Source organism: Allobosea sp. P4_H5, assembly GCF_056400825.1.
This window is the reverse complement of record NZ_JBFUKM010000010.1, coordinates 142559-165431: the sequence shown is the minus strand read 5'-3', so window position 1 is coordinate 165431 and position 22873 is coordinate 142559. Positions and strand designations below refer to the sequence as shown.

The 22873-nt window shown below is 66.3% G+C and carries 21 protein-coding genes; 15 read left to right on the top strand and 6 right to left on the bottom strand.

Annotation, left to right across the window (positions count from 1 at the left end; translation table 11 throughout):
- Positions 1-86: 86 nt before the first annotated feature.
- Positions 87-950: a LysR family transcriptional regulator gene (locus AC1DS0_RS20930; RefSeq protein ID WP_476816210.1), complete on the bottom strand. Its 864-nt coding sequence runs from the start codon at positions 948-950 to the stop codon at positions 87-89.
- Positions 951-1048: 98 nt separating this feature from the next.
- Here AC1DS0_RS20930 and AC1DS0_RS20925 point away from each other — a divergent pair, with 98 nt between their 5' ends.
- Positions 1049-1645, top strand: a complete 597-nt coding sequence (locus tag AC1DS0_RS20925; RefSeq protein ID WP_476816209.1) for a LysE family translocator — start codon at positions 1049-1051, stop codon at positions 1643-1645.
- Between the two features lie 161 nt (positions 1646-1806).
- Complete coding sequence (locus AC1DS0_RS20920) at positions 1807-2424, top strand: N-acetyltransferase family protein (RefSeq protein WP_476816208.1); 618 nt, start codon at positions 1807-1809, stop codon at positions 2422-2424.
- 31 nt (positions 2425-2455) lie between these two features.
- On the opposite strand, the gene AC1DS0_RS20915 is transcribed toward AC1DS0_RS20920, so the two are convergent.
- Positions 2456-3187, bottom strand: a complete 732-nt coding sequence (locus tag AC1DS0_RS20915) for an AprI/Inh family metalloprotease inhibitor (RefSeq protein ID WP_476816207.1) — start codon at positions 3185-3187, stop codon at positions 2456-2458.
- A gap of 178 nt (positions 3188-3365) precedes the next feature.
- Here AC1DS0_RS20915 and AC1DS0_RS20910 point away from each other — a divergent pair, with 178 nt between their 5' ends.
- Positions 3366-3797 carry a RidA family protein gene (locus AC1DS0_RS20910; protein WP_476816311.1) on the top strand — a complete coding sequence of 144 codons (432 nt, stop codon included), beginning with the start codon at positions 3366-3368 and terminating at the stop codon, positions 3795-3797.
- Between the two features lie 10 nt (positions 3798-3807).
- On the opposite strand, the gene AC1DS0_RS20905 is transcribed toward AC1DS0_RS20910, so the two are convergent.
- On the bottom strand, positions 3808-5385 hold the full coding sequence (locus AC1DS0_RS20905; RefSeq protein ID WP_476816206.1) for an OpgD/OpgG family glucan biosynthesis protein: 1578 nt from the start codon (positions 5383-5385) through the stop codon (positions 3808-3810).
- Between the two features lie 665 nt (positions 5386-6050).
- Here AC1DS0_RS20905 and AC1DS0_RS20900 point away from each other — a divergent pair.
- The 7 genes from AC1DS0_RS20900 to AC1DS0_RS20870 all read left to right on the top strand — a co-directional run bounded on the left by AC1DS0_RS20900 (position 6051) and on the right by AC1DS0_RS20870 (position 13729).
- Positions 6051-7196 (top strand): type III PLP-dependent enzyme, encoded by a 1146-nt coding sequence (locus AC1DS0_RS20900; protein ID WP_346357010.1) that lies wholly within the window; start codon positions 6051-6053, stop codon positions 7194-7196.
- 228 nt (positions 7197-7424) lie between these two features.
- A complete protein-coding gene (locus AC1DS0_RS20895; protein WP_476816205.1) occupies positions 7425-7961 on the top strand; it encodes a GNAT family N-acetyltransferase in 537 nt (178 codons plus the stop codon).
- A gap of 204 nt (positions 7962-8165) precedes the next feature.
- Positions 8166-9062, top strand: a complete 897-nt coding sequence (locus tag AC1DS0_RS20890; protein WP_476816204.1) for a carbohydrate ABC transporter permease — start codon at positions 8166-8168, stop codon at positions 9060-9062.
- Positions 9059-9910, top strand: a complete 852-nt coding sequence (locus AC1DS0_RS20885) for a carbohydrate ABC transporter permease (protein ID WP_476816203.1) — start codon at positions 9059-9061, stop codon at positions 9908-9910. The genes AC1DS0_RS20890 and AC1DS0_RS20885 overlap by 4 nt, the downstream gene beginning before the upstream one ends.
- A gap of 12 nt (positions 9911-9922) precedes the next feature.
- On the top strand, positions 9923-11257 hold the full coding sequence (locus tag AC1DS0_RS20880) for an ABC transporter substrate-binding protein (RefSeq protein ID WP_476816202.1): 1335 nt from the start codon (positions 9923-9925) through the stop codon (positions 11255-11257).
- Positions 11258-11365: 108 nt separating this feature from the next.
- Entirely contained in the window at positions 11366-12196 is an 831-nt protein-coding gene (locus AC1DS0_RS20875; RefSeq protein ID WP_476816201.1) for a phosphodiesterase, read from the top strand.
- 96 nt (positions 12197-12292) lie between these two features.
- Entirely contained in the window at positions 12293-13729 is a 1437-nt protein-coding gene (locus tag AC1DS0_RS20870; RefSeq protein ID WP_476816200.1) for a homospermidine synthase, read from the top strand.
- Positions 13730-13889: 160 nt separating this feature from the next.
- Here AC1DS0_RS20870 and AC1DS0_RS20865 read toward each other — a convergent pair whose 3' ends face one another.
- A complete protein-coding gene (locus AC1DS0_RS20865) occupies positions 13890-14195 on the bottom strand; it encodes a hypothetical protein (protein ID WP_476816199.1) in 306 nt (101 codons plus the stop codon).
- A 122-nt stretch (positions 14196-14317) separates the two neighbouring features.
- On the bottom strand, positions 14318-15397 hold the full coding sequence (locus tag AC1DS0_RS20860; protein WP_476816198.1) for a hypothetical protein: 1080 nt from the start codon (positions 15395-15397) through the stop codon (positions 14318-14320).
- Positions 15398-15845: 448 nt separating this feature from the next.
- Here AC1DS0_RS20860 and AC1DS0_RS20855 point away from each other — a divergent pair, with 448 nt between their 5' ends.
- The 3 genes from AC1DS0_RS20855 (at position 15846) to AC1DS0_RS20845 (ending at position 18938) form a co-directional block, all read left to right on the top strand.
- Positions 15846-16880, top strand: a complete 1035-nt coding sequence (locus AC1DS0_RS20855; RefSeq protein ID WP_476816197.1) for an aspartate-semialdehyde dehydrogenase — start codon at positions 15846-15848, stop codon at positions 16878-16880.
- A gap of 172 nt (positions 16881-17052) precedes the next feature.
- Positions 17053-17979: a DMT family transporter gene (locus AC1DS0_RS20850; RefSeq protein ID WP_476816310.1), complete on the top strand. Its 927-nt coding sequence runs from the start codon at positions 17053-17055 to the stop codon at positions 17977-17979.
- 71 nt (positions 17980-18050) lie between these two features.
- On the top strand, positions 18051-18938 hold the full coding sequence (locus AC1DS0_RS20845; protein ID WP_476816196.1) for an alpha/beta hydrolase: 888 nt from the start codon (positions 18051-18053) through the stop codon (positions 18936-18938).
- Here AC1DS0_RS20845 and AC1DS0_RS20840 read toward each other — a convergent pair.
- On the bottom strand, positions 18911-19585 hold the full coding sequence (locus AC1DS0_RS20840) for a TetR/AcrR family transcriptional regulator (RefSeq protein ID WP_476816195.1): 675 nt from the start codon (positions 19583-19585) through the stop codon (positions 18911-18913). The two genes, AC1DS0_RS20845 and AC1DS0_RS20840, sit on opposite strands and share 28 nt — an antisense overlap.
- A 149-nt stretch (positions 19586-19734) precedes the next feature.
- On the opposite strand from AC1DS0_RS20840, the gene AC1DS0_RS20835 reads away from it, so the two are divergent.
- On the top strand, positions 19735-20940 hold the full coding sequence (locus AC1DS0_RS20835) for an HlyD family secretion protein (RefSeq protein ID WP_476816194.1): 1206 nt from the start codon (positions 19735-19737) through the stop codon (positions 20938-20940).
- Positions 20941-21213: 273 nt separating this feature from the next.
- Positions 21214-22803 carry a DHA2 family efflux MFS transporter permease subunit gene (locus tag AC1DS0_RS20830; protein ID WP_476816193.1) on the top strand — a complete coding sequence of 530 codons (1590 nt, stop codon included), beginning with the start codon at positions 21214-21216 and terminating at the stop codon, positions 22801-22803.
- The last annotated feature ends 70 nt before the right edge of the window (positions 22804-22873 follow it).

Below are 22873 nucleotides of genomic sequence, written 5' to 3'. Positions count from 1 at the left end.
CCTGGGGGCGGGATAGCAAGAAGGGACGTCGATTTCCGGGTTACGGCAGGGCGGCCCGCCTCGCAACCCTCGGTGAAGCCTGCGGGCTATGCGGCCTGCCGCGGGCGCTGCCAGCCGGCGCGCAGATGGCGGGCAAGCTCACGCGCCGCTTCCGAGGGCTGCGAGCGCGACAGATGCAGCGTGATCGCGAAGGGCGGCAGCTCGGGCAGGCCCTCCGATGACCCGAGAATATCGAGATCGGGCGGGACCGTGCAGGCGAGCCAGGCGGTGATCGCAAGGTCGGTCCTGACCGTCGCGGTGGTCGCATCGATATTGCCGTTCTCGAAGACGCTGCGCCAGGCCTTCCCCTGGCCATCGAGTGCCGCCGTCACAGCCGGACGGAAAGCGCAGCTGTCGGCGACCAGCGAGAGCGGCAAAGGCCGCTTCAGATGGGCCGTGCCGGCCCTGGCGCCGACCCAGACCAGCCGTTCGATGCCGAGGCATTCGCCGCCCGCCGCCGCAAGCGGCTCTTCGACGAGAGCAAGATCGACCTCGCCCTTGCCAAGAGCCTCCAGCAATTGCGGCGAGGAGGCGCAGACCAGCGAGATCTCGATCAGCGGGCTCGCTTCGGCAAAGCCCTTCAGGATCGGCGCGAGCGCGGTGCCGACAAGGTCATAGGGCACGCCGAGCCTAACCGTGCCGGCGCAGCCCGTGGTCATCTCGGCCCAGATCTCGTCATTGAGACCGATCAGCCGGCGCGCCTTCGCGAGGAGGCGATCGCCCGAGGCCGTCAACTTCAGCCCGCGCCGCTCGCGCAGGAACAGGGCCTGTCCGAGCCGCCGCTCGAGCCGCATGATCTGCTGGCTGACGGCGCTCTGCGTCAGATGCAGCGCATTGCCGGCAATGGTCATGCTGCCATGGTCGGCGACGGCGACGAAGGCCCGGATCAGTTCGAGGTCGAGATTGCGCATGCCTTGCATTATGGATCGTAATGCTGAACCGCTTCAACATTCGTTTTTATCATTCGCCTGACGAACCTAATGCGATGGCTCCCAACCGGAGCCGCCCCATGTCGCCGGAATCGATCCTGCCGCTCATCGCCTTCGCCGCCATCTCGACCGTGACACCAGGCGCCACCACGACCCTCGCTACCGCCTCTGGCGCTCATTTCGGCTTCCGTCGCTCCCTGCCCTTCATGATAGGCGTCGCGATTGGATTGGCCGGAATGGCAGTCGCGGCTGCGGCCGGGCTCGCTGGTCTGCTGCTGGCTATGCCCTCGCTCGAACTCGCGATGAAGCTTGCCGGCTCCGCCTATCTGCTCTGGCTCGCAGTCAGGATTGGCCGCAGCGGCCCGCCACATCTCGACAGGAGCATCGCCAAACCGACCAGCTTTCTCGGCGCGCTCTGGATCCAGCTGCAGAACCCCAAGGGCTGGGCGATGACGCTCGGCGCTGCCGCCTCCTTCGGTGAGCTCGCCCGCGGTGCAGGAGAACTCGCCGCCCTGCTCGGCACCGTCTTCGGCGTCCTCGCGCTGTTGTCGCTGATGCTCTGGTGCGTCGCCGGCCTGCTTCTGGCGCGGCTGCTGACACAGGCTTGGCAGTGGCGCGCCCTCAACATCGCCCTCGCCCTGATGCTCGCAGCTTCGATTGCCACGATGTGGCGATAGCGCGCAGTCTTGACCATTCCGGCCATTTTTACAGGCATTTAGCTGTAAATTGCCGCAATCGCGCCACTTGTATTCCCAGATCGGAAGCGCATCTTGCTCTCCGAGTTAGGGAAGACACGCCTCCTTTGGGCAGCGCAACCGCGCTTTCACAGGAGCTGCAATTGAATCGTTCGATCAAGTCTGGCGCAAAGGCCAGGCATGGCGAGGTCAGGCGTCTCTGGCCTGCCGAGCGCGACCTCTTCACCGCCCATCTGCTTCGTCTCGACGCCGGCACTCGGCGCGAGCGTTTCGGGACGGCGGTCAACGATGATTTTCTCCGCGCTTACGCCGAAACCACCTTCGGCGTCGGTGGGCTGGTCTACGCCTATGTCGAGGCCGGCGAGATCCGCGGCGCCGCCGAGTTGCGCGGGCTGGAGGAGATCATCGTCCAGACGGGCGAAGCCGCCTTCAGCGTCGAGCGCGACTGGCGCCGGCGCGGCATCGGCGGAGAGCTGTTCAGCCGCCTGATCACGGCGGCCCGCAACCGCAATATCCGCACGCTCTACATGACCTGCCTGCCGGAGAACGCGGCGATGCGGAATCTCGCGCGCAAGTTCGAGGCCGAAATGGTCGGCGGCTACGCCGATGTCGAGGGCCGGATCGCCACCGGCGCGCCGACGCCGTTCACCCTGCTCGACGAAGCCCTCGACAATGCCCGCAGCTTCGCGACCCTCTCGCTTTCGCTGCAGCGCAAGTTCTGGCCGCAGGCGCTGTTCAGCCGGAGCGCATCACGGCACTGACGCCGCCTCGCAACGACGACGGGCGCCGTGCTTATCGATTCATCGAGAGCCCGGCGCCCGATTTGGTGATCGCGCCGTTCATGGCACCGCCGCTGCCGACGCGCAGGCGCGCCACCACCGAACCGCCGCGCTGATAGAGATAGACCTCGCCGTCGCGGTAATCCCAGGCGTTGACCTGCTGCAGGTCGCGATTGCTGCAGCCCGTGGCGTTGGCGCGGTAGAGGTCGAGCGAAGGTGAGCTCGAGAGCTGCACCCGGCAGGACCCACCGGTCGCCTCCTGCGCCGTCCAGTTGCCGATGACGCCGTCGCGGTTCGAGACCGCGCCGCCGCGCGTCGAGCCGCCGCCGGGCGCTGCGCCTGGATTGGCGTTGGCGATCTGATTGCTCGGTGGCGCCGGCTCGGCCGGGCGCTGCTGCTGCACCGGCGACTGTTGCCCCGGCTGCGCCGCCTGCGGATCGAAGAATGGATCGTTCTGGGGCGGCATGCCGCCCGCGCCCGGCGCGGAGCCGCCAGGGGGATAACCACCCGCCTGCGGTGGCGCACTCGGATAGCCGCCCGGCGGCGGCAGGGGCTCGGAGGTAATCGGAGCCGACTGGATCGGCGGCGCCGACTGGACCGGCTCGCCATAGACCGGCGCGCGCGCGACGGCCTGGCCCGAACCCGAGCCATATCCACCGAAGCGCTGCGATCCCGCGCAGGCGGTCAGCAGCACAAGAGGCAGCAGGCTCGCGGCCCGCAGCAGTGCAGAAGTCCTCAAGCTCATTCCCACCATCTCGACCAGTCGCCCGTCCGCGGCATTGTGCCCATGCCGCCTGAACGCGGCATGAAATATCCGGCGTGCGCGCGGTTCAAGGCTGCAAAACGCACATCGGTCAAGTCTCAACATGGTTTTGCAGCACGCATATGGCGTGGCAGAACGGTGCCCCCGTCATACGGACTGTCTGATGAAGCCGCTCAACCCCTCTTCGACCCGCGCGCCCTTCGCCCGCTACAGCCACGGCATCGAACTGCCGTCCAGCCAGCGGCTCGCCTTCTGCTCCGGCCAACTCGGCATCGCCGCCGACGGGACGATTCCGGAAGGAGCCAGGGAGCAGGCCGATCTCTGCTTTTCCAACATCGCCGCGATCCTGGGCGAAGCCGGGATGACGCTGAAGGACATCGTCCGCATCAACGCCTACGTCACCGACCGCGCCCATATGAAAGGCTATATGGAGTCGCGCGACGCCCATGTCGGCACCCCGCCGCCGGCCTCGACCCTGATGATCGTCTCCGGCTTCACCCTGCCGGAGTTCAAGGTCGAGATCGAGGTGGTCGCGGCCGCACCCGAAAAGCGGCGCAAGCCGACGCGCAGCAAGAGCGCGCCGCAGTTCTAGCCGGTCGCCCTCAGCTCGCGTCGGGTGCCCGCCAGGGGAAGCTCCAGGTCTCGGTCAGGGTCTTGCTGCCGCTCTTCAGGAAGGCGCGCATCTCGGCGAGCTGGCCCGGCTCGACCACGATGTCGATGAAGGCGCGGAAGCCCTCCGTCTTCGGATTCGGCACCAGGAAGGCCCGGTTGATCCGGCCATAGGCGATCGAGGGCACGATCTCGACCTTTTCCGGCTGCTTCAGATAGTAGCCGAGATCGCCGCCGGCGAAGTCGACGATGAAGCGCCTTGTATTCTCGGTCACCGCCTCACCGGAGCCGAGCGCCTTCGGCTTGGCCTGATAGGTGTTGATCGCCCGCCCGCCCGGATGCAGATCGCTGGAGTCCAGCATTGCGGTGAGCTTGTAGCCGAAGCGGAACTCGCGGCCCGGCTCCAGCGCCTGCTTCGGCGCCCAGAGCGCGACGATGTTGTCGTTGGTCTCGTCGGTAGTCGGCAGTTCGATCAGCTCGACCACGCCCTCGCCCCAGTCACCCTGCGGCTCGATCCAGTAGGACGGCCTGAGCTCGTAGTTAAGGTCGAGGTCCTGATAGTGCTCGAACACCCGGTCGCGCTGCATCAGGCCGAAGCCGCGGACATTGCGCTCGACGAAGGAGGAGGCTGCCGGGACGCGGGCGTTGCGCAGGGGGCGCCAGATCCACTCGCCGGTGCCGGAATGGATCAGGAGCCCGTCTGAATCGTGCAGCTCGCTGCGGAAATCATCGTGGAAGCGCCGGTCGTTCTCGCCAGTGAAGAACATCGAGGTCAGCGGCGCCAGGCCGAGCTTCTCGATCGGCTTGCGCGGGAACAGCGCCGCGCCGACATCGATCACGCTGTCGCCATCCGGATAGATATGGAAGCGATAGGCTCCGGCGACGGAAGGCGAATCGAGCAGCGCATAGACCGTGATGCGATCGGCATCGGCTGCCGGCGTCTCCACCCAGAACTCGCGGAAGATCGGAAACTCCTCGCCGCCCGGCACGCCTGCGCCGATCGAAAGGCCGCGCGCCGAGAGGCCATAGCGCTGCCCGCGCCCGAGCACGCGGAAATAGCTCGCGCCGATGAAGGAGATCAGTTCGTCGAAGACGCGCGGATCGTTGAGCGGGTAGTGCAGCCGGAAGCCGGCGAAGCCGAGATTGACCGGCAGCGGCTTGTCGAACTTGGTTCGCCCGTAGTCGAAGAGATTGGCGGCATAGGGCACCGGCGTCGGTACGCCGTCGCGGATCACATTCACCGTCACCGGCCGGGTGAACAGGAAGCCGGGATGGAACATCTGCATGCGGAAGCCGGAATTCGACTGGGCGAGCAGCGCCCGCTCCGGCCGGAAGCGGATCTCGCGCCAGGCGTCGAAATCGAGCCGCGTCAGCGCTTCCGGCAATGCCGGCCCCGCTTCATAGGGCACGGCCGCGATCTCGCGGGCCCGGCGCACCACCTCGTCGAAGCCGAATCGCGGCTGCGGCGGCGCCTGTTCCGGCTGCTGCGCCAGCAAAGCCTGCGGCGCGGCGGTGGCGCACAATGCTGCGCTCAGCCCGGCGAGAACCCGGCGGCGATCGGTAACAGTCATGATCGAAGCTTGCCCCATGGATATAGGCGCGCGAAGGCGCACTACGCCAACGACTTAGGCGATGAAATGGGGCTGGTCTAGGGCGCCGCCATGGCCTCGGCGAGCCAACGTTAAAAGGAAATGAGAGCGGCACCCCGCCGCACCGCCCCGTCCTGTAAAAAATCCGGTCCCGGCCGTCAGAAAAAACTTGAAGCGCGGGGCACCGGTCCGTATATGGGGCTCACCCAATTCGCACGTGCCTGTGGCCGCGTGCTGGTCGGTGGGCATCCGGACAAGAGGCCGGACAGCCGCCAGGGATGGGAAACGGATGGAGGGGGATGGATATCCCCTCAAATCACGCTCCCGGCTCTCGCAAGAGGGCCGCTCCCGAACAGCGACCAGCAGCCGGAGGCGAAACCGGCGAACCCCGAATCTCCACGGGGGACGTAGCTTAAAGCAACGACGGAGCGGGCTTTTTTGGTCTCGTTGGTCCTCCAAAGGCCAACACCGAAGAGGCTTGTCCTTCATTGCCGGGCGTGCGGGGTTAATCTCCCAATCGACGGTGTTTCGGGTCCGGACGTCTCGTCCGCAGTCCTAAGGCGTCTCCACAGCGCCTCGGGTCGCGGTCGCTTCAACCGGCTACACGTCGTATCGGCGCCGCTTGCGTCGAAGAGGAGCAGCGTCTCATGACCGAGCGCATCCGTGAATTTCTGCGTGACCGCCGCGAGGATGGTCCCTGCGTCGTGATCGACCTCGAAGTCGTGCGCGAGAACTATGTCGCCTTCTCCCGGGCGCTGCCGGACACCCGCGTCTTCTATGCGGTCAAGGCGAACCCGGCGCCGGAAGTGCTGCGCCTTCTCGCCAAGCTCGGTTCCTGCTTCGATTGCGCCTCGGTCGTCGAGATCGAGCTGGCGCTTTCGGCCGGCGCCACGGCGGACCGCATCTCCTTCGGCAACACCATCAAGAAGGAGCGCGACGTCGCTCGCGCCATGGAGCTCGGCGTGCGCCTGTTCGCCGTCGACTGCCAGGCCGAGGTCGAGAAGATCGCCCGTGCCGCCACGGCCACCAAGGCCGAGGGCGCACGCATCTTCTGCCGCATCCTCTGCGACGGTGCCGGCGCCGACTGGCCGCTCTCGCGCAAGTTCGGCTGCGTGCCCGAAATGGCCGCGGACGTGCTCGAGCACGGCCATCGCCTCGGCCTGCAGGCCTATGGCATCTCGTTCCATGTCGGCTCGCAGCAGGCCAATGTGAACGCTTGGGATTCGGCCCTGGCCTCGGCCTCGGCCGTGTTCAAGGAGTGCGCCACCCGCGGCCTGTCGCTGTCGATGGTCAACCTCGGCGGCGGCTTCCCGGCGCGCTATCTGAAGCCGATCCCGGGGGTGCCGGCCTATGGCGATGCGATCTTCCAGGCGCTGTCGAAGCATTTCGGCAACCGCCTGCCTGAGACCATCATCGAACCGGGCCGCGGCATGGTCGGCGAAGCTGGCCTGATCGAGGCCGAGGTCGTGCTGATCTCGAAGAAGAGCGAGGACGACCAGGTCCGTTGGGTCTATCTCGACATCGGCAAGTTCAACGGCCTTGCCGAGACGATGGACGAGGCGATCCGCTACCCGATCCGAACGATCCGGGACGGCGACGCCACGGTTCCCTGCGTGCTCGCCGGCCCGACCTGCGATTCGGTCGACGTCATGTACGAGAAGACCCCGTACATGCTGCCGTTCAGTCTAGAGATCGGCGACAAGGTCCTGATCGAAGGCACCGGCGCCTATACGACGACCTATGCGGCCGTTGCCTTCAATGGCTTCCCGCCGCTGAAGCAGTACGTCATCTGACGAAACGGGAGGGCTTGCCGCCCTCCCTCGCTCATCGGGTCCGGCGAAGCGCCCTGCCACCTATCGCAGGCTGCCCGTGAAACCGGGCGGAGCGTTCGTGCCTCCAAGAATGGAGCGCGGACGTGGCTCCCGCCGGCCCCTCTTCCACACAATCCCTAGTTTGTGGCCGCGCTCGCGCGGCGCCGGGAAGGTCCGCGACGAGGCGGACGCTCCGGCAGGAGGTGCGTCATGATCACGATCCGCGACGAGATCGAGACCGATATCCCGGGCCGCGAGGTCCTGCTCGACCGCTGCCTCGGCGAGCGCCGCACGACCAAGTCGAGCGAGCGTCTGCGCGAAGGCCGCCTACCGGCGGAAGGCCTGGCCCTGACCGCCGAGCGCGATGGCGCGATCGTCGCGACCGTCCGCCTCTGGCACGTCGAGGCCGCCGGCAAGCCCGCGCTGCTGCTCGGCCCGCTCGCGGTCTCGCCGGAACTGCAGGGCGAAGGCCTCGGCAAGGCGATGATGCGCGAGGCGATCTGGCGCGCCGCCTGCCGCGGCCATGGCGCGATCCTGCTCGTCGGCGACGCGCCCTATTACGAACGCTTCGGCTTCACCTCCGAGCCGATAGCCGATCTTTCCATGCCCGGCCCGTTCGAGCGCGAGCGCTTCCTCGGCCTGGAACTCCGCGACGGCGCGCTCCAGGGCGCGAACGGCGTGCTCAAGGCCACGGGGGCACTCGTGCCGGCCGCCGGAGCGGAAGGTCTCCGACGTCGCGCAGCCTGAGCTACCGGACACGGCACCATCCTTGACGGGCAGGCCTTAGGGTCTGCCCGTTCTGCGTTTGGGCGATCGTTATTTCACCAGCATCGTCGCCGAAACGTCATCTTGCTTTCACCGGACTGTCGTCCGGCACCGCCATCACCCGCCGCGAAGGCGGGAACAATGGCAGACACGGTTCTGACGAATAGCTTGGTACGGCCTCAAGCTGTGCGGTTCACGAACTGGCGGCCACGCCGGTCGACGCTGCTCGCCTTCGGCTTGCTGGCGCCTTCGCTGATCCTGCTGACACTGTTCACCTACTGGCCGGTCGCGCAGGTCTTCTGGCAATCGCTGCACAACCAGCAGAAGGTCGGTGGGCCGCAGGGCTTCGTCGGGCTCGCCAACTTCGCCGCGCTCTTCGCCGACGCAGCCTTCCGCAAGGCTCTGACCAACAACCTGCTTTACGCGATCGGCACCGTGATCCCGAGCCTCGTGCTGGCGCTCGGCTTCGCCATGGCGCTGGTCCGGTCGAGCCGCGTCAACGCGCTGTTCCGCTCGCTTTTCTTCCTGCCGGTGCTGATCCCGCTCGTCGCCGCCGCTTCGATCTTCCTGTTCATCTTCCTGCCCAATGCCGGTCTGCTCGATTACCACCTCGCCAAGCTCGCGATCTCGGGCCCGAACTGGCTCGGCGATCCTGACATCGCCCTGTACTCGATCATGGGCCTGACGATCTGGAAGAACGCCGGCTACTACATGCTGTTCTTCCTCGCCGGCCTTCAGGCGGTTCCCGCCGATGCCTATGAAGCGGCGATCCTCGACGGCGCCAATCCCTGGCAGCGCCTGCGCTACGTCACCCTGCCCTATCTCAAGCCGACGATCGGCTTCGTGCTGGTGATCGGGCTGATCAATGTCGTCACGCAGGTCGACCACGTCTTCGTGCTGACCAAGGGCGGCCCGTCCGACTCCACCAATCTGCTGCTGTTCTACGTCTACCAGCAGGCGGTCGAGAGCTATGACGCTGGCCGCGCCGCCGCCGGCACGCTCGTCATGCTGGCGCTGCTGCTCGTCATCTCCGCGAGTTCGCTGCGCACGATCGAGCGCTCCTTCGGGGAGCGTGACCAATGATCGAGGCCTCGACCGGCGTCGCCAATCGCGAGATCACACCCAGGCTCGGCTACGCCGCAACCTTGCTGCTCGCGGCGCTCTGGATGGTGCCCTTCCTCTGGATGCTGGTCGCCGCCTTCAACCCGCACACCTATGGCGGCTCGGGCATGGCTTCGCTGATGCCGTCCTATGTCCCGACGCTCGGCAACTTCGCCGAGGCCTGGGGCTCGGCCGATTTCCCGCGCTACGGCCTCAACACCACGATCATCAGCTTTGGCATCCTGGCCGTGCAGATCGTCACCATCACGCTGGCGGGCTATGCCTTCGCCCGCATCAATTTCCCCGGCCGGACGCTCTGCTTCTACCTTTTCCTGCTGCAGCTGATGCTGGCGCCGGTCGTGCTGATCGTCCCCAATCTGGCGATGATCGCCAAGCTCGGCCTCTATGACAGCCTGCTCGGCGTGATGGCGCCCTATTTCGCCTCCGCCTTCGGCACCTTCCTGATGCGCCAGGCCTTTCTGGCGATCCCGCGCGAGCTCGAGGATGCGGCGCTGATCGACGGCGCCAGCGTCTGGCAGCGCATCGGCTTCATCTACCTGCCTTTGGCGAAGCCCTCGCTGATCGCCTTCTCGATCGTCTCCGTCACCAGCCACTGGAACGAGTTCCTCTGGCCGCTGATGGTGATCAATTCGCCGGACCTGCGCCCTCTCACCGTCGGCCTCGCCTCGTTCACGCGCGGCGCCGAGGGCGCGCAGGCCTGGGGCGTCATCGCCGCCGGCACCCTGATGGTCAGCGCACCGTTGCTGATCGCCTTCGCGCTGTTCCAGCGCGCCTTCGTCAATTCCTTCGTCTCGTCAGGCATCAAGTAAGGGGTCCAGACAATGACCAGCACCACCCGCAGATCGGTCCTCGCCAGCGCGGCGCTTGCCGCTTCGTTCGCGGTCGCACCCGCTTTCGCGCAGGCGCCGACCGAGATCGAGCTGTTCTTCCCCGTCCCGGTCGACGGGCAGCTCGCCCGCGACATGACCGCGCTGATCAAGGAGTTCAACGAGAAGAACCCTGCGATCAAGGCGACGCCGGTCTACACCGGTTCCTATGACGAGACGCTGATCAAGACCCGTGCCGCGATGAAGGCCGGCAAGCCGCCGGCGGCCGTGATCATGTCGGCCAACTTCCTGCTCGACCTCAAGATCGAGGGCGAGATCCAGAAGCTCGACGACCTGATCAAGGCCGACGGCAAGACCAACGACACCTATATGGGCCAGTTCTTCCGCGCCCTGCACGGCAATGCGGTGCTCGACCGCTCGGTCTACGGCGTGCCCTTCCACAATTCGACGCCGCTGCTCTACGTCAACGCCGACCACTTCAAGGAAGCCGGCCTTGATCCGGAGAAGCTGCCGACGAACTGGGAGGAGCTTGCCGCTGCCGCCAAGAAGCTGACCAAGCGCGAGGGCGACCGCGTCATCCGCTGGGGCATCATGGCGCCCTCGAACTACGACTACGGCGGCTGGATCCTGCAGGCCCTGACCCAGTCGAATGGCGGCCAGTGGTTCAATGTCGATTACGGCGGCGAGGTCTACTATGACAGCCCGTCCATGCTCGGCGCCCTGACCTTCTGGTCGGACCTCGTCGCCAAGCACAAGGTCCACCCGGCCGGCGTCCAGGCGGGCGGCGCGGTTTCGACCGCTTTCCTCTCCGGCCAGGCCTCGATGATCCTGCTCTCGACCGGCTCGCTGACCCATATCCGCACCAACGCGAAGTTCCCCTACAAGGTCGCCTTCGTGCCGAAGAACGTGAAGAACGAGGTGCCGATCGGCGGCGCCTCGCTCGTCATCCCGACCGGCGTCGAAGGCGAGCGCCGCAAGGCCGCCTGGACCCTGATCAACTGGATGACCTCGCCGGAGAAGTCCGGCTGGTGGAGCCGCGCCACCGGCTATTTCGCTCCGAACATGGCGGCCTACGAGCTGCCGGAGATGAAGGACTTCATCGCCAGGAACCCTGACGCCGGCATCGCCGTCAGCCAACTCGCCTACGCCAAGCCCTGGTTCGCGACCTACAAGACGGTCCCGGTCCGCAAGGCGATCGAGGACGAGCTCCAGGCCGTCCTCTCCGGCAAGAAGCAGCCGAAGGAGGCGCTCGTCTCGGCCCAGAAGACCGCCGACGAGATCATGAAGCCTTATGTCGAGCAGACCGCGCTGAAGCTGCCGACGCAGTGAACCGACAACAGAGCCGTATCCGGACCCAGGCCCGGATACGGCTCGCTCCTCTCCCGAAATGGCCGATCAGAGCCCGGCCGTGACGCCTCCTTATCGGACAAGACGACTATGCTGATCGCCCACATCACCGACCTGCACATCCGCCCGCTCGGCAAGCCGGCCTATCGTGTCTCCGAGACCAACGCCCTGACCGAACGCGCGCTCGACGTCGTCGCAGCCCTGCGCCCGCAGCCGGATGCGCTGGTGATCACCGGCGATCTCACCGATTGCGGCCTCACCGAGGAATACGGACTGCTGGCGAACCTGCTGGAGCGTGTCGAGGTGCCGGTTCTGCTGCTGCCGGGCAATCATGATCGCCGCGAGACCCTGACGGCCGGCCTGAAGCTCGGACCGCACGCCGTGCTCGACGACGGCTTCATCCAGTTTTGCGCCGATCTCGGCGATGTCAGGCTGATCGGCCTCGACACCCTGCTGCCCGGCCAGAGCGCCGGCGCGCTCTGCGACAAGCGCCTCGGCTTCCTGGAGAAGGCGCTCGCCGGTGCGAACGGCAAGCCGGTCGTCATCTTCATGCACCACCCGCCCTTCGACTGCGGCATCATCCACATGGACCGTATCCGCCTGCTCGAAGGCGCCGACGGCTTCCGCGAGATCGTCGCCCGCTACCCGAACGTCGAGCGCATTCTCTGCGGCCACCATCACCGGCCGATCACGACGCGCTTTGCCGGCACGATCGCGCAGATCGCGCCGAGCGTGACGCATCAGGTCACGCTAGACCTCGCGCCCGAGGGGCCGGCGACCTTCCATATGGAGCCGCCGGCCTATTACCTGCACAGCTATCGCGCCGGCACCGGCCTCGTCAGCCACATGGCCTATGTCGAGCGCTATCCCGGCCCCTACCCCTTCGTGCTCGACGCCGACTATCCCGGCGCGCATGCCTGACATCGCGGCCTGGCGCCCCTTCCGGTTGACCCTGGGGACGCCAGGCCATACCAGCGTCCGCTTGTCCACAAACGAACAACCCAGGAGTTGAAAAGAATGACGGATTGGCCCGTATACGGCGAGATCAGCGGCCCGATCGTGATGATCGGCTTCGGTTCGATCGGCCGCGGGACGCTGCCGCTGATCGAGCGGCATCTCAAATTCGACAAGAGCCGGTTCGTGGTCATCGCGCCCGACGACGACAACCGCGCTTTGCTGGACGAACGCGGCATCCGCTTCATCCAGGAAGCCGTGACGCTCGAGAACTACAAGACCATGCTGGAGCCGCTGCTGACCGCAGGCGGCGGGCAGGGCTTTTGCGTCAACCTGTCCTGCGACACTGGTTCGCGCGACCTGATGGAATTCTGCTCCAGCCTCGGAGCCCTCTATATCGACACGGTCAACGAGCCCTGGCTCGGCTTCTATTTCGACGAGACGAAGGGCCCGGGCGAGCGCTCGAACTATGCGCTGCGCGAGATGACGCTCGCCGCCAAGCGCGCCCGTAGCCCCGGCTCGACCACGGCGGTCTCCTGCTGCGGCGCCAACCCCGGCATGGCCTCCTGGCTGGCCAAGAAGGCCCTGCTGAACCTCGCTGCCGACATGCGCCTCAACGTGCCGCAGCCGACCACTCGCGAGGAATGGGCCGGGCTGATGAAGCAGGTCGGCGTCAAGGGCATCCACATCGCCGAGCGCGACACGCAACGCTCGAAGAACCCCAAGCCGCCGGGTGTCTTCGTCAACACCTGGTCGGTCGAGGGCTTCATCTCCGAGGGCGTGCAGCCGGCCGAGCTGGGCTGGGGCACCCATGAGAAGTGGATGCCGGACAACGCCCGCACCCATGAGGCCGGCTCGCAGGCCGCGATCTACCTGATGCAGGCCGGCGCCGAGACCAAGGTGCGCAGCTGGTGCCCGACGCCGGGCCCGCAATACGGCTTCCTGGTGACGCATAACGAGTCGATCTCGATCGCCGACTACTTCACCGTGCGCGACGAGGCCGGCAAGGCGATCTACCGGCCGACCTGCCACTACGCCTATCATCCGGCCAACGATGCCGTGCTCTCGCTGCACGAGATGTTCGGCAATGCCGGCCGCCCGCAGGAGGAGCACCACATCCTCGAGGAGAACGAGGTCATCGACGGCATCGACGAGCTCGGCGTGCTGCTCTACGGCCACGACAAGGGCGCCTACTGGTTCGGCTCTCAGCTCTCGACGGACGAAGCGCGCAAGCTCGCTCCCTACCAGACCGCGACGGGTCTGCAAGTCACCTCGGCCGTGCTCGCCGGCATGGTCTGGGCGCTGGAGAACCCCAAGGCCGGCATCGTCGAGGTCGAGGAGATGGATCTGGACCGCTGCCTTTCGATCCAGATGCCCTATCTCGGGCCGGTGCAGGGCTACTACACTGACTGGACGCCGCTCGATGGCCGCCCGGGACTGTTCCCGGAAGACATCGACACCAGCGATCCCTGGCAGTTCAAGAACATCCTGGTGCGCTGACCTCAAGCTTTTCCGGCAAACCATGGTTTGCCGGAAAAGCTCAGTCTCTTTTAGTCTTGACGCAATTCCGGACGCTGAACCGCTGCACACTTCCGCTGGAATTGCTTTGCAAAGCAAAAGGCCCGCCTCACGGCGGGCCTTTTCATTTCAAACGCGGCGCTCAGTAGCGCGGCGTCGAGAAGCTGTTGGCGAACGGATTGGCGCCCGAGCCGATGCGCGAGGGCAGCGTACCCTCGCCATAAAGCTCGCCCGAAGCCGAATAGACCGGGCTCGCCACGATGTTCTGGGTCGCATAGCGGTTCATGCTGCCGACCGGCACGACATTGCCGGCGTCGAAATAGCTGCGCTTCTGGACGGTGACACGCAGCGGACGGCGCTGCTGCTGCGCCTCGGCCACCGAGGCGGCGAAGGTAACCGCTGCAACGGACAGGGCCAGGCCGGCGGCGAGACGGGAAAGCGAACGCATGACGATCTCCTGAGGCGGTTGCCCCCGCCGAGGCTGCGGCGGATCGGCTATCGCGGACGATACAATTCCAGAGTTAATGCTTTTGTTGCGCTGCGCCAGTGCAGGGTGGCCACACGAGGCCGTTACCGCGCCTGCGCCTGCTTGCTGCTGGTCGGCCGCAGTGCCGGGGCCTTGCCGTCGGCATCGAGCCAGGACCCCTTGCGCCCGGTCGCCGCCAGCCGCGGCACCGAGCAACCCTGCCGGCGGTTGAGCTCGGTGCGGGCGAAATTGGCGCGCAGCTCAGGATCGTCGCCGGCGCTCAGAAGATCGATCCGGTCGATCAGGCAGATCAATTGCGCCCTGTCGGCCGGCCGTGCCTCGCTGCCGCACCACCAGCCGGAGAAGGACAGATGCGCCGCCCCGTCGAGATGGCGGAAGGCGATGCAGGCTCGCCCGGCTTTGCCGTCGCTCAGGCCGATATCGGCGGTCTCGACGGTGCCGAACTTGGTCTCGATCGTGGTGGCCGCGCCGCTGCGCCCGATCGAGAGGCCGCGGGCCGCGCTCTCGCGCACCAGCGTGATCACGAAGGGTTGCGCCAGCCCGGCGAGCGCCTTCTGTACCTGCGCATCGCGATTGACCTGGAACTTGAGCGCCAGGAAGGATTTGCTGTCGCCGAATTCACCGAAGCTCAGCATGTCCTCGCGGCGCTGGCCGTCCTGGCTGCGCCGCGCCTCATAGGCGCTGCGCTTGTCGAGCTCAGGCGACTCCAGGCCGAACAGCGCGATCGGACGGCCGATCATCACCCAGCCTTCCTGCCCGGCGGCGATCGGCAGCGCTTGCAGGCGAACGTCACGGACGAGCGGTGCGGTCGAAGTTTCGGTCGGTGAGGCGAGGCTCGCCAGCGCCGGCTCCGAGGAGCCCGAGGAAAGACCGGCGACGAGCACCGCGGTCAGGCTGACCCCGGTCAGCGCAGCTAGGCCGCGCCAGACAAGGCCGCCGGTCAAGCCGATCGCGCTGGAACGGAAGACACGCCGCACCGGCCGCATGATCCGTGCGAAGCCGGTCTCGGCTGCATCGGCGAGATCCACCAACCGTGCTGCGAGATCGAAGCGGCTCGGCGTCGCATTCGCCAGGCCCTGCAGGTGCGGCTGAAGGCGTTGCCCGCTTTCCTGCAGGCGCAGCTTGAAGCGCTGCCAGATGGCGCTGATCTCGTCCCCGGACACGACAATACCCAACCCGTTGGACGGCCCGCACCCCTGCAAGCCGCTTCGTCCCACTTGCAGGCGAGCTTTCGCCGGGCGCGATGAGCAGCTGGTTACCGGGCGCGTTCCATCGCGAAACAGGGTCAATGGCCGGTAAGGAGGCAGGGTTAATGCCGGTGCGTTAGCAGGACGATTGACTTTTTACGGCAGCTTGTGTTTGGGATTGCGGGCCGGGCACCTATCTCCCGGTTTCGCGATGATGCTCAGGTTGGCTCTGTGACGTTCCGTCTGACGACGAAAACCACGACCAAAACGACGGCCGAGAAAACCCGGACGTCGCACTGACACGTCGCCTCGATTCCGGGATCTCCCTCCCGGCCGGGGTCAACCGGCCGAACCCGCGATAGAGATGAGCGGCGACGGCCTCCCCGGGGAGACTGAACCGGTTTCGCCAGAAGGAATTACCAGAATGAGCTTCAAGGTCGCGATCGTCGGCGCCACGGGCAATGTCGGCCATGAGATGCTCGACATCCTCGCCGAGCGTGCTTTCCCAGTCAGCGAGGTCGTCGCCCTCGCCTCCTCCCGTTCGATCGGCACCGAGGTCTCCTTCGGCGACAAGACGCTGAAGGTGAAGGCGCTCGAGCACTACGACTTCTCCGACACCGACATCTGCCTGATGTCGGCGGGCGGCGCGGTCTCGAAGGAATGGTCGCCGAAGATCGGCGCGCAGGGCGCGGTCGTGATCGACAACTCCTCGACCTGGCGTATGCACCCCGATGTGCCGCTGGTCGTGCCGGAAGTGAACGCCGCCGCAGCCGCCGGCTTCACCAAGATGAACATCATCGCCAACCCGAACTGCTCGACCGCGCAGCTCGTCGTGGCGCTGAAGCCGCTGCATGACCGCTTCGGCGTCAAGCGCGTCGTCGTCTCGACCTATCAGTCGGTCTCCGGCGCCGGCAAGGAGGCGATGGACGAGCTCTTCAACCAGACCCGTTCGGTCTTCGCCGCCGGCGAGGTCGAGGTAAAGAAGTTCCCCAAGCGCATCTCTTTCAACGTCATCCCGCACATCGACGTCTTCATGGAAGACGGCTTCACCAAGGAAGAGTGGAAGATGATGGCGGAAACCAAGAAGATCCTCGATCCGAAGATCAAGCTGACCGCCACCTGCGTGCGCGTGCCGGTCTTCATCGGCCATTCCGAGAGCGTCAACATCGAGTGCGAGAAGCCGGTCACCGCCGATGAGGCACGCGAGGTGCTGCGCACCGCCCCCGGCATCCTCGTCATCGACAAGCACGAGCCCGGTGGCTACATCACCCCGCACGAGGCTGCCGGCGAGGATGCGACCTATATTTCGCGCATCCGCGAGGACGCCACGGTCGAGAACGGCCTCGCCTTCTGGTGCGTCTCGGACAATCTGCGCAAGGGTGCCGCGCTCAATGCGGTCCAGATCGCCGAAGTGCTGGTCAACCGCAAGCTGATCCAACCGCGCAAGCAAGCAGCCTGAGTTCAGGCCGGCTGATTTAAAGAAAATTTCAAGGCGGGCCTCGTGCCCGCCTTTTTCTTGCGCGCACGCATGGCGGCCGTGCCGGATTTGCGCGAGGGATCGCCCCGATCATCGGCTAGGGTCGGCTTCTCATCGAGATTCGCCGAAGACCTTGCCCGACACCTTGACCAGAGTGCCTCTGCCGGTCGAACCAGCCCCGGCCGAGCCGCCGCAACGTCCCGCGCCGCGACGTGACAACAGCCTGCGCGGCATCGGCCTGATGCTGCTCGGCAGCGTTTTCCTCTCAGCCGCCGACGTCGCCTCGAAATACCTCACCGCCACGACGCCGGCGATCCAGGTCGTCTGGCTGCGCTATGCCGCCTTCGCCCTGATCATGCTGGCCGTGGCCGCTCCGAGCGGCTTCAAGCAGCTGAAGCCACGGCGCGCGAGCATGCAGATTCTGCGCGGCGTCGCCGTCACGGTCTCCTCGATCCTGTTCGTCTCGTCGCTGAGATACCTGCCGATCGCCGACGCGACCGCGACGAGCTTCGTCTCGCCGCTCTTCGTCACCGCCTTGTCGATCCCGATCCTCGGCGAGAAAATCGGCTGGCGGCGCTGGACCGCGACGGCGGTCGGCCTGATCGGCGTGCTGATCGTCGTGCGTCCCGGCGGCAGCGATTTCCAGACAGCCTCGATATTGCCGGTGCTGTCGGCCGTGACCTGGGCCTTCGCGCTGATCGTCACCCGGATGATGAGCGCGACCGAGAACCCGGTGACGACGCTCGCCTGGTCGGCAGTCGTCGGCTGCATCGTGCTCTCCGCGCTCCAGCCCCTGACCTGGCAGCCCTTGTCGACACAGGCGCTGCTGGTCGGCCTGTTCATCGGCGTCTCCTCGACCGTCGGCCACTGGTTCGTGATCCAGGCCTTCCGGCATGCCGACGCCTCGCTGCTGGCGCCATTCTCCTATGTCCAGCTGCTCTGGGCTTCCGCCTTCGGCTTCATCCTGTTTTCAGTGCTGCCCGACGCCGTTACCTGGTTCGGCTCGGCGATCATCATCGCGTCAGGCCTCTATACTGCCCATCGCGAACGCATCAGAGCCCGCAAAGTCACCGGGCGATAGGCGCGGCCTGCATCCGGTTGGCGGGTAGCGCTCTATCCAGAGTCTCGCCCTCATCCTAGCCTCGCAGCACAATGACCTCTCTCATCCGGCTCGGCCGCCGAGCCTTCCTCGCCACCGGCTCGGCCTTGCTATCGGCCTGCTCGCCGCTCGGCTTGCTCAATGCGTTCACGCCGGCCGATGCCGGCAGCCGCCTGGCTGCGAGCGGCATCGCCTACGGCCCGGACGAGCGCCACAGGCTCGATATCTACCTGCCGGAGCGAGGCGCGGGCCAGGCGCCGGTCCTGGTCTTCCTCTATGGCGGCGGCTGGAACAACGGCGAGCGTGCCGATTACGCCTTCGTCGGCCGCGCCTTCGCGGCGCGGGGATTCGTCACCGTCATTCCCGATTATCGCCTCGTGCCGCAGGTGCGCTTCCCCGCGTTCGTCGAGGACGGTGCGCTGGCCCTGCGCTGGGTCCGCGACCAGATCGCGTCTTATGGCGGAGATGCCAGCGGCATCGCGCTGAGCGGTCATTCAGCCGGGGCCTACAATGCGATGATGTTGGTGCTGGACCGCCGTTTCCTCGCTCGCGTCGGGCTACGCCCGGGCTTCGTGCGCAGCGTCTCCGGGCTCGCCGGCCCCTACGATTTCCTGCCGCTCGACGACCCCCGCAGCATCGCCGCCTTCGGCGAGTTCCCACGCCTCGCCGAGACACAACCGGTCACCTTTGCCAGCGCCCTTGCGCCACGCGTCTTCCTTGCCACTGGCGATGAGGACGAGACGGTCAGGCCGCGCAACAGCGTCTCACTCGCACAGAAGCTCCGCGCGGCGGGGGCAACGGTCGAACTCAGGACCTATCCCGGCCTCGGCCATGCCGGCATTCTGCTCGCGCTCAACGCCGGCTTTCGCGACCGCGCCCCGGTCCTTGCCGATATGGTGCGCTTCACGCGCGCTCAGGCGCCCTTGGCCACGACGCCATAGCGCGCCATGAAGGTCGCCACCGCCTCGCCGACGACGTAAGCGATCTCGTCCTCGCCCGGCGGCATGCGCTCAGCATTGAACAGGCGTGGGCGCATCAGGGTCGACTGCGAGAGATCGACGAACTGCGCCGCCGCCAGGGCCGTGTTCTCGATCGCCAATTCGCCCTTGGCGACGCGCTGGTCGAGAAAGGCCGCCAGATGCTGCGCGCCCTGCATCGGGCCGCGCTCGTAGAATTCGCGACCGAGATCGGGCATGCGCTCGGCGACCCCGAGTACGATGCGATGGGCGCTCAGCGCGAAGGGACCGGTCAGCAGGCGCACCAGTCCGCTGCCGAAATTCATCAGCGCCAGATCGAGATCGGGCTCTTCGGCCAGGACCGCATACATGCCCTGCTTCTGCTTCTCGCGCTCGCGCTCGATCAGCGCGACGAAGAGATGCTCCTTGTCCTCGAAATAGACATACAGCGTGCCCTTGGAGACATTCGCGGCCGCAGCGATGTCGTTCATGCTGGCCGCATCGAAACCGCGCGCCGTGAACACGGCATGCGCCCCTTCGAGGATCTGGTGGCGTTTCTCGGGATCTGCACCGGCGACCCGCCGGTTGCGGGAAATCGCCTTGACATGTCGCGGCTCAAGCGTCGCGCTCATCCTGTTCCATCCGTCTCGCGCATGATCGCGCTTGCAAAAATAATCGAACCGACCGGTTCGATTTCCTCTTGATATGCACCCCGGACGGCGCTATTTCAAGCGCAATCGAACCGAGCGGTTCGAAACCAGATTGTCAGGGCATTGTCACCATGACTGCCGAAACCACCATTGAAAAGCGCCTTGAGCCACGCCGCGACCGTTTGAAGCTGGTCGATCCTGCGCTGGAACAGACTCCCGCGCCCGTGGAAGGCCGCAAGGCGAGCGAGGATGTCGCCGCTCCGTCCCAGGCCGCCGAAAAGCCAACGCGCAAGCGTAGCGGTGTCAAGCGCGTCGCGCTAATCCTCGTCGCCGGCACGGCGCTTACCGCCGGTCTCTGGTATGGCATCGACTGGTGGCGCAATGGCCGCTTCATCGTCTCGACCGACGACGCCTATGTCGGCGCCGAGATGGCGACGATCTCGGCCAAGCTGCCCGCCAACATCGCCACGATCGCGGTGACGCAGAACCAGGAGATCAAGGCCGGCCAGCCTCTCGTCAAGCTCGACGATGGCGACCAGCGCATCGCGCTGGAGAGTGCCCAGGCCAAGAGCGCCACCGCCAAGGCCACGCTCTCGCGCATCGACGCGCAGATCGAAGCTGCCCGCGCCAGCCTGCAGCAGGCCCAGGCGCAGCAGATTTCGGCCGAGGCCGCCGTCACCCGCACCACCGCCGATTTCGACCGCGCCCACAACCTCGCTGCCAAGTCCTATGGTTCGCAGGCGACGCTCGACGCCGCCACCGCCGCGCGCGACCAGGCTGCCGCCTCGCTCGCCAGCGCCAAGGCCGGCGTTGTCCAGGCACAGGCCAATATCGAGGTGCTGAAGGCACAGCGCGTCGAGGCTGCCCGCCAGATCGACGAGCTCAAGGTCGCCGAGGACAAGGCCGCGCGCGATCTCTCCTTCATGTCGATCTCGGCGCCGATCGACGGTCTCGTCGCCAACACCAACATGCAGCTCGGCGACCTCGTCAGCGCCGGCAAGCGCCTGATGTCGATCGTGCCGCTCGACAAGGTCTATGTCGACGCCAACTTCAAGGAGACGCAGGTCGGCCCGCTGAAGATCGGCGACAAGGCGAAGATCACCGTCGACGCCCTGCCCGGCCAGGCTTTCGACGGCACCGTCAGTGGCATTGCCGGCGGCACCGGCTCGGTCTTCACCTTGCTGCCGCCCGACAACGCCACCGGCAACTTCACCAAGATCGTCCAGCGCGTGCCAGTCCGCATCGCCCTGTCGCCGGAATCGGCCGGCAAGCACATTCTGCGCCCGGGCATGTCCGTCGTGGTCTCGATCGATCCGCGCGGGAACGTCGCGAAGTAACCAGAGCCCGTTCCGATCGGCTTGCACGCAAGCTGATCGGAACGGGCTCTTACTCAAAGTGAGAGGCGGATTCACCGATCAGGTCGTTCCGGCCTGATCGGATCCGGCTCTCGCCGGGCCCTCGACCCGAGGAGCCATTTCCGACCGGGAAATGGCGATGTGCCAAGGCTCAATCGCCCCTTCTGAGCCAAAGCGCACCGCGCCTCACGGCGCTCCTCGGGCCGGGGGCCCGGCTCCGTAAACCAGACAGAAATCTCCTGTCGAGGAGGCCGCATGGYCACCGCCACGACCGCCATCCCAGCCGCCGCCGCGCCGGCTGCCGACGCCATTCCGCTGCGCCGGATCTTCGCCTTCCTGGCGATGGTCTTCGGCATGTTCATGGCGATCCTCGACATCCAGATCGTCTCGGCCTCGCTCGCCGAGATCCAGGCCGGCCTGTCCGCGTCCAGCGACGAGATCGCCTGGGTCCAGACCGCCTACCTGATCGCCGAAGTCATCATGATCCCCTTGTCCGGCTATCTCAGCCGGGCGCTCTCGACCCGTGTCTTCTTCTCGATCGCCGCCGCCGGTTTCACGGTCGCGAGCATCCTCTGCGCCACCTCGAGCTCGATCAACGAAATGATCCTCTGGCGCGCGATCCAGGGCTTCATCGGCGGCGGCATGATCCCCGGCGTCTTCGCCGCGGCCTTCACCATCTTCCCGGCCTCGAAGCGGCCGATCGTCTCGCCGCTGATCGGCCTGATCGCCACGCTCGCCCCGACGATCGGGCCGACCGTCGGCGGCTATCTCAGCCATGCTTTCTCCTGGCACTGGCTCTTCCTGGTCAATGTCGTGCCCGGCATCGCCGTCACCATCGCCGCCTGGACGTTGATCGACTTCGACAAGCCTGACCACAGGCTGCTGCGCCGCTTCGACTGGGTCGGCCTCGGCGCCATGGCCGCCTTCCTCGGCAGCATGGAATACGTGCTCGAGGAAGGCACGCGGCTCGACTGGTTCGAGAGCCACGAGATCGTCCTGTTCTCCTTCGTGATGGTGATCGGCGCCGTGCTGTTCTTCTGGCGGGCGCTGACGCGCGACGATCCGCTGGTCGATCTCTACGCCTTCAGGAACCGCAACTTCGCCTTCGGCTCGCTGTTCTCCTTCACCATGGGCATCGGCCTCTACGGGCTGACCTATCTCTATCCGGTCTATCTCGGGCGCATCCGCGGCTATGATGCGCTGATGATCGGCGAGACCATGTTCGTCACCGGCCTCGCCATGTTCCTGACGGCGCCGATCGCCGGGCGCCTCTCGGCCAAGCTCGACCCGCGCATCATGATGATGATCGGCTTCGGCGGCTTCGCGCTCGGCACCTACATCGCCTCTGGGATCACCGCCGATTGGGACTTCTACGAGCTCCTGGTGCCGCAGATTCTGCGCGGCTGCTCGCTGATGCTGTGCATGGTGCCGATCAACAACCTCGCCCTCGGCACCTTGCCGCCGCAGCAGCTCAAGAATGCATCCGGCCTCTACAACCTCACCCGCAATCTCGGCGGCGCGGTCGGGCTCGCCGTCATCAACACCTTGCTCAACAACCGCACCGACCTGCACATCACCCGTCTGCACGAGGTTGTCGCCGCCGGACGCCAGATCGCCGAGGAGAACCTCGCCTTGATGACGCAGCGCTTCATCGAGTATGGCGACGCCGCCCAGTCGATGGCGCTGAAGCTGCTGACGCAGCGGGCCCACAAGCAGGCACTGGTCATGGCCTTCGGTGACGTCTTTCTCGGCCTGACCGTGATCTTCGGCGCTCTGGTGCTGCTGTCCCTGTTCATGACCAAGCCGCCGGCTGCCAAGCCGGCAGGTGGCGGCGGCGGGCATTAAAGCTCTCCATCGTCTTTCCGGGGCAGGCCGCAGGCCTGAGCCCGGAACCCAGAACCGATGCCACCTCCGG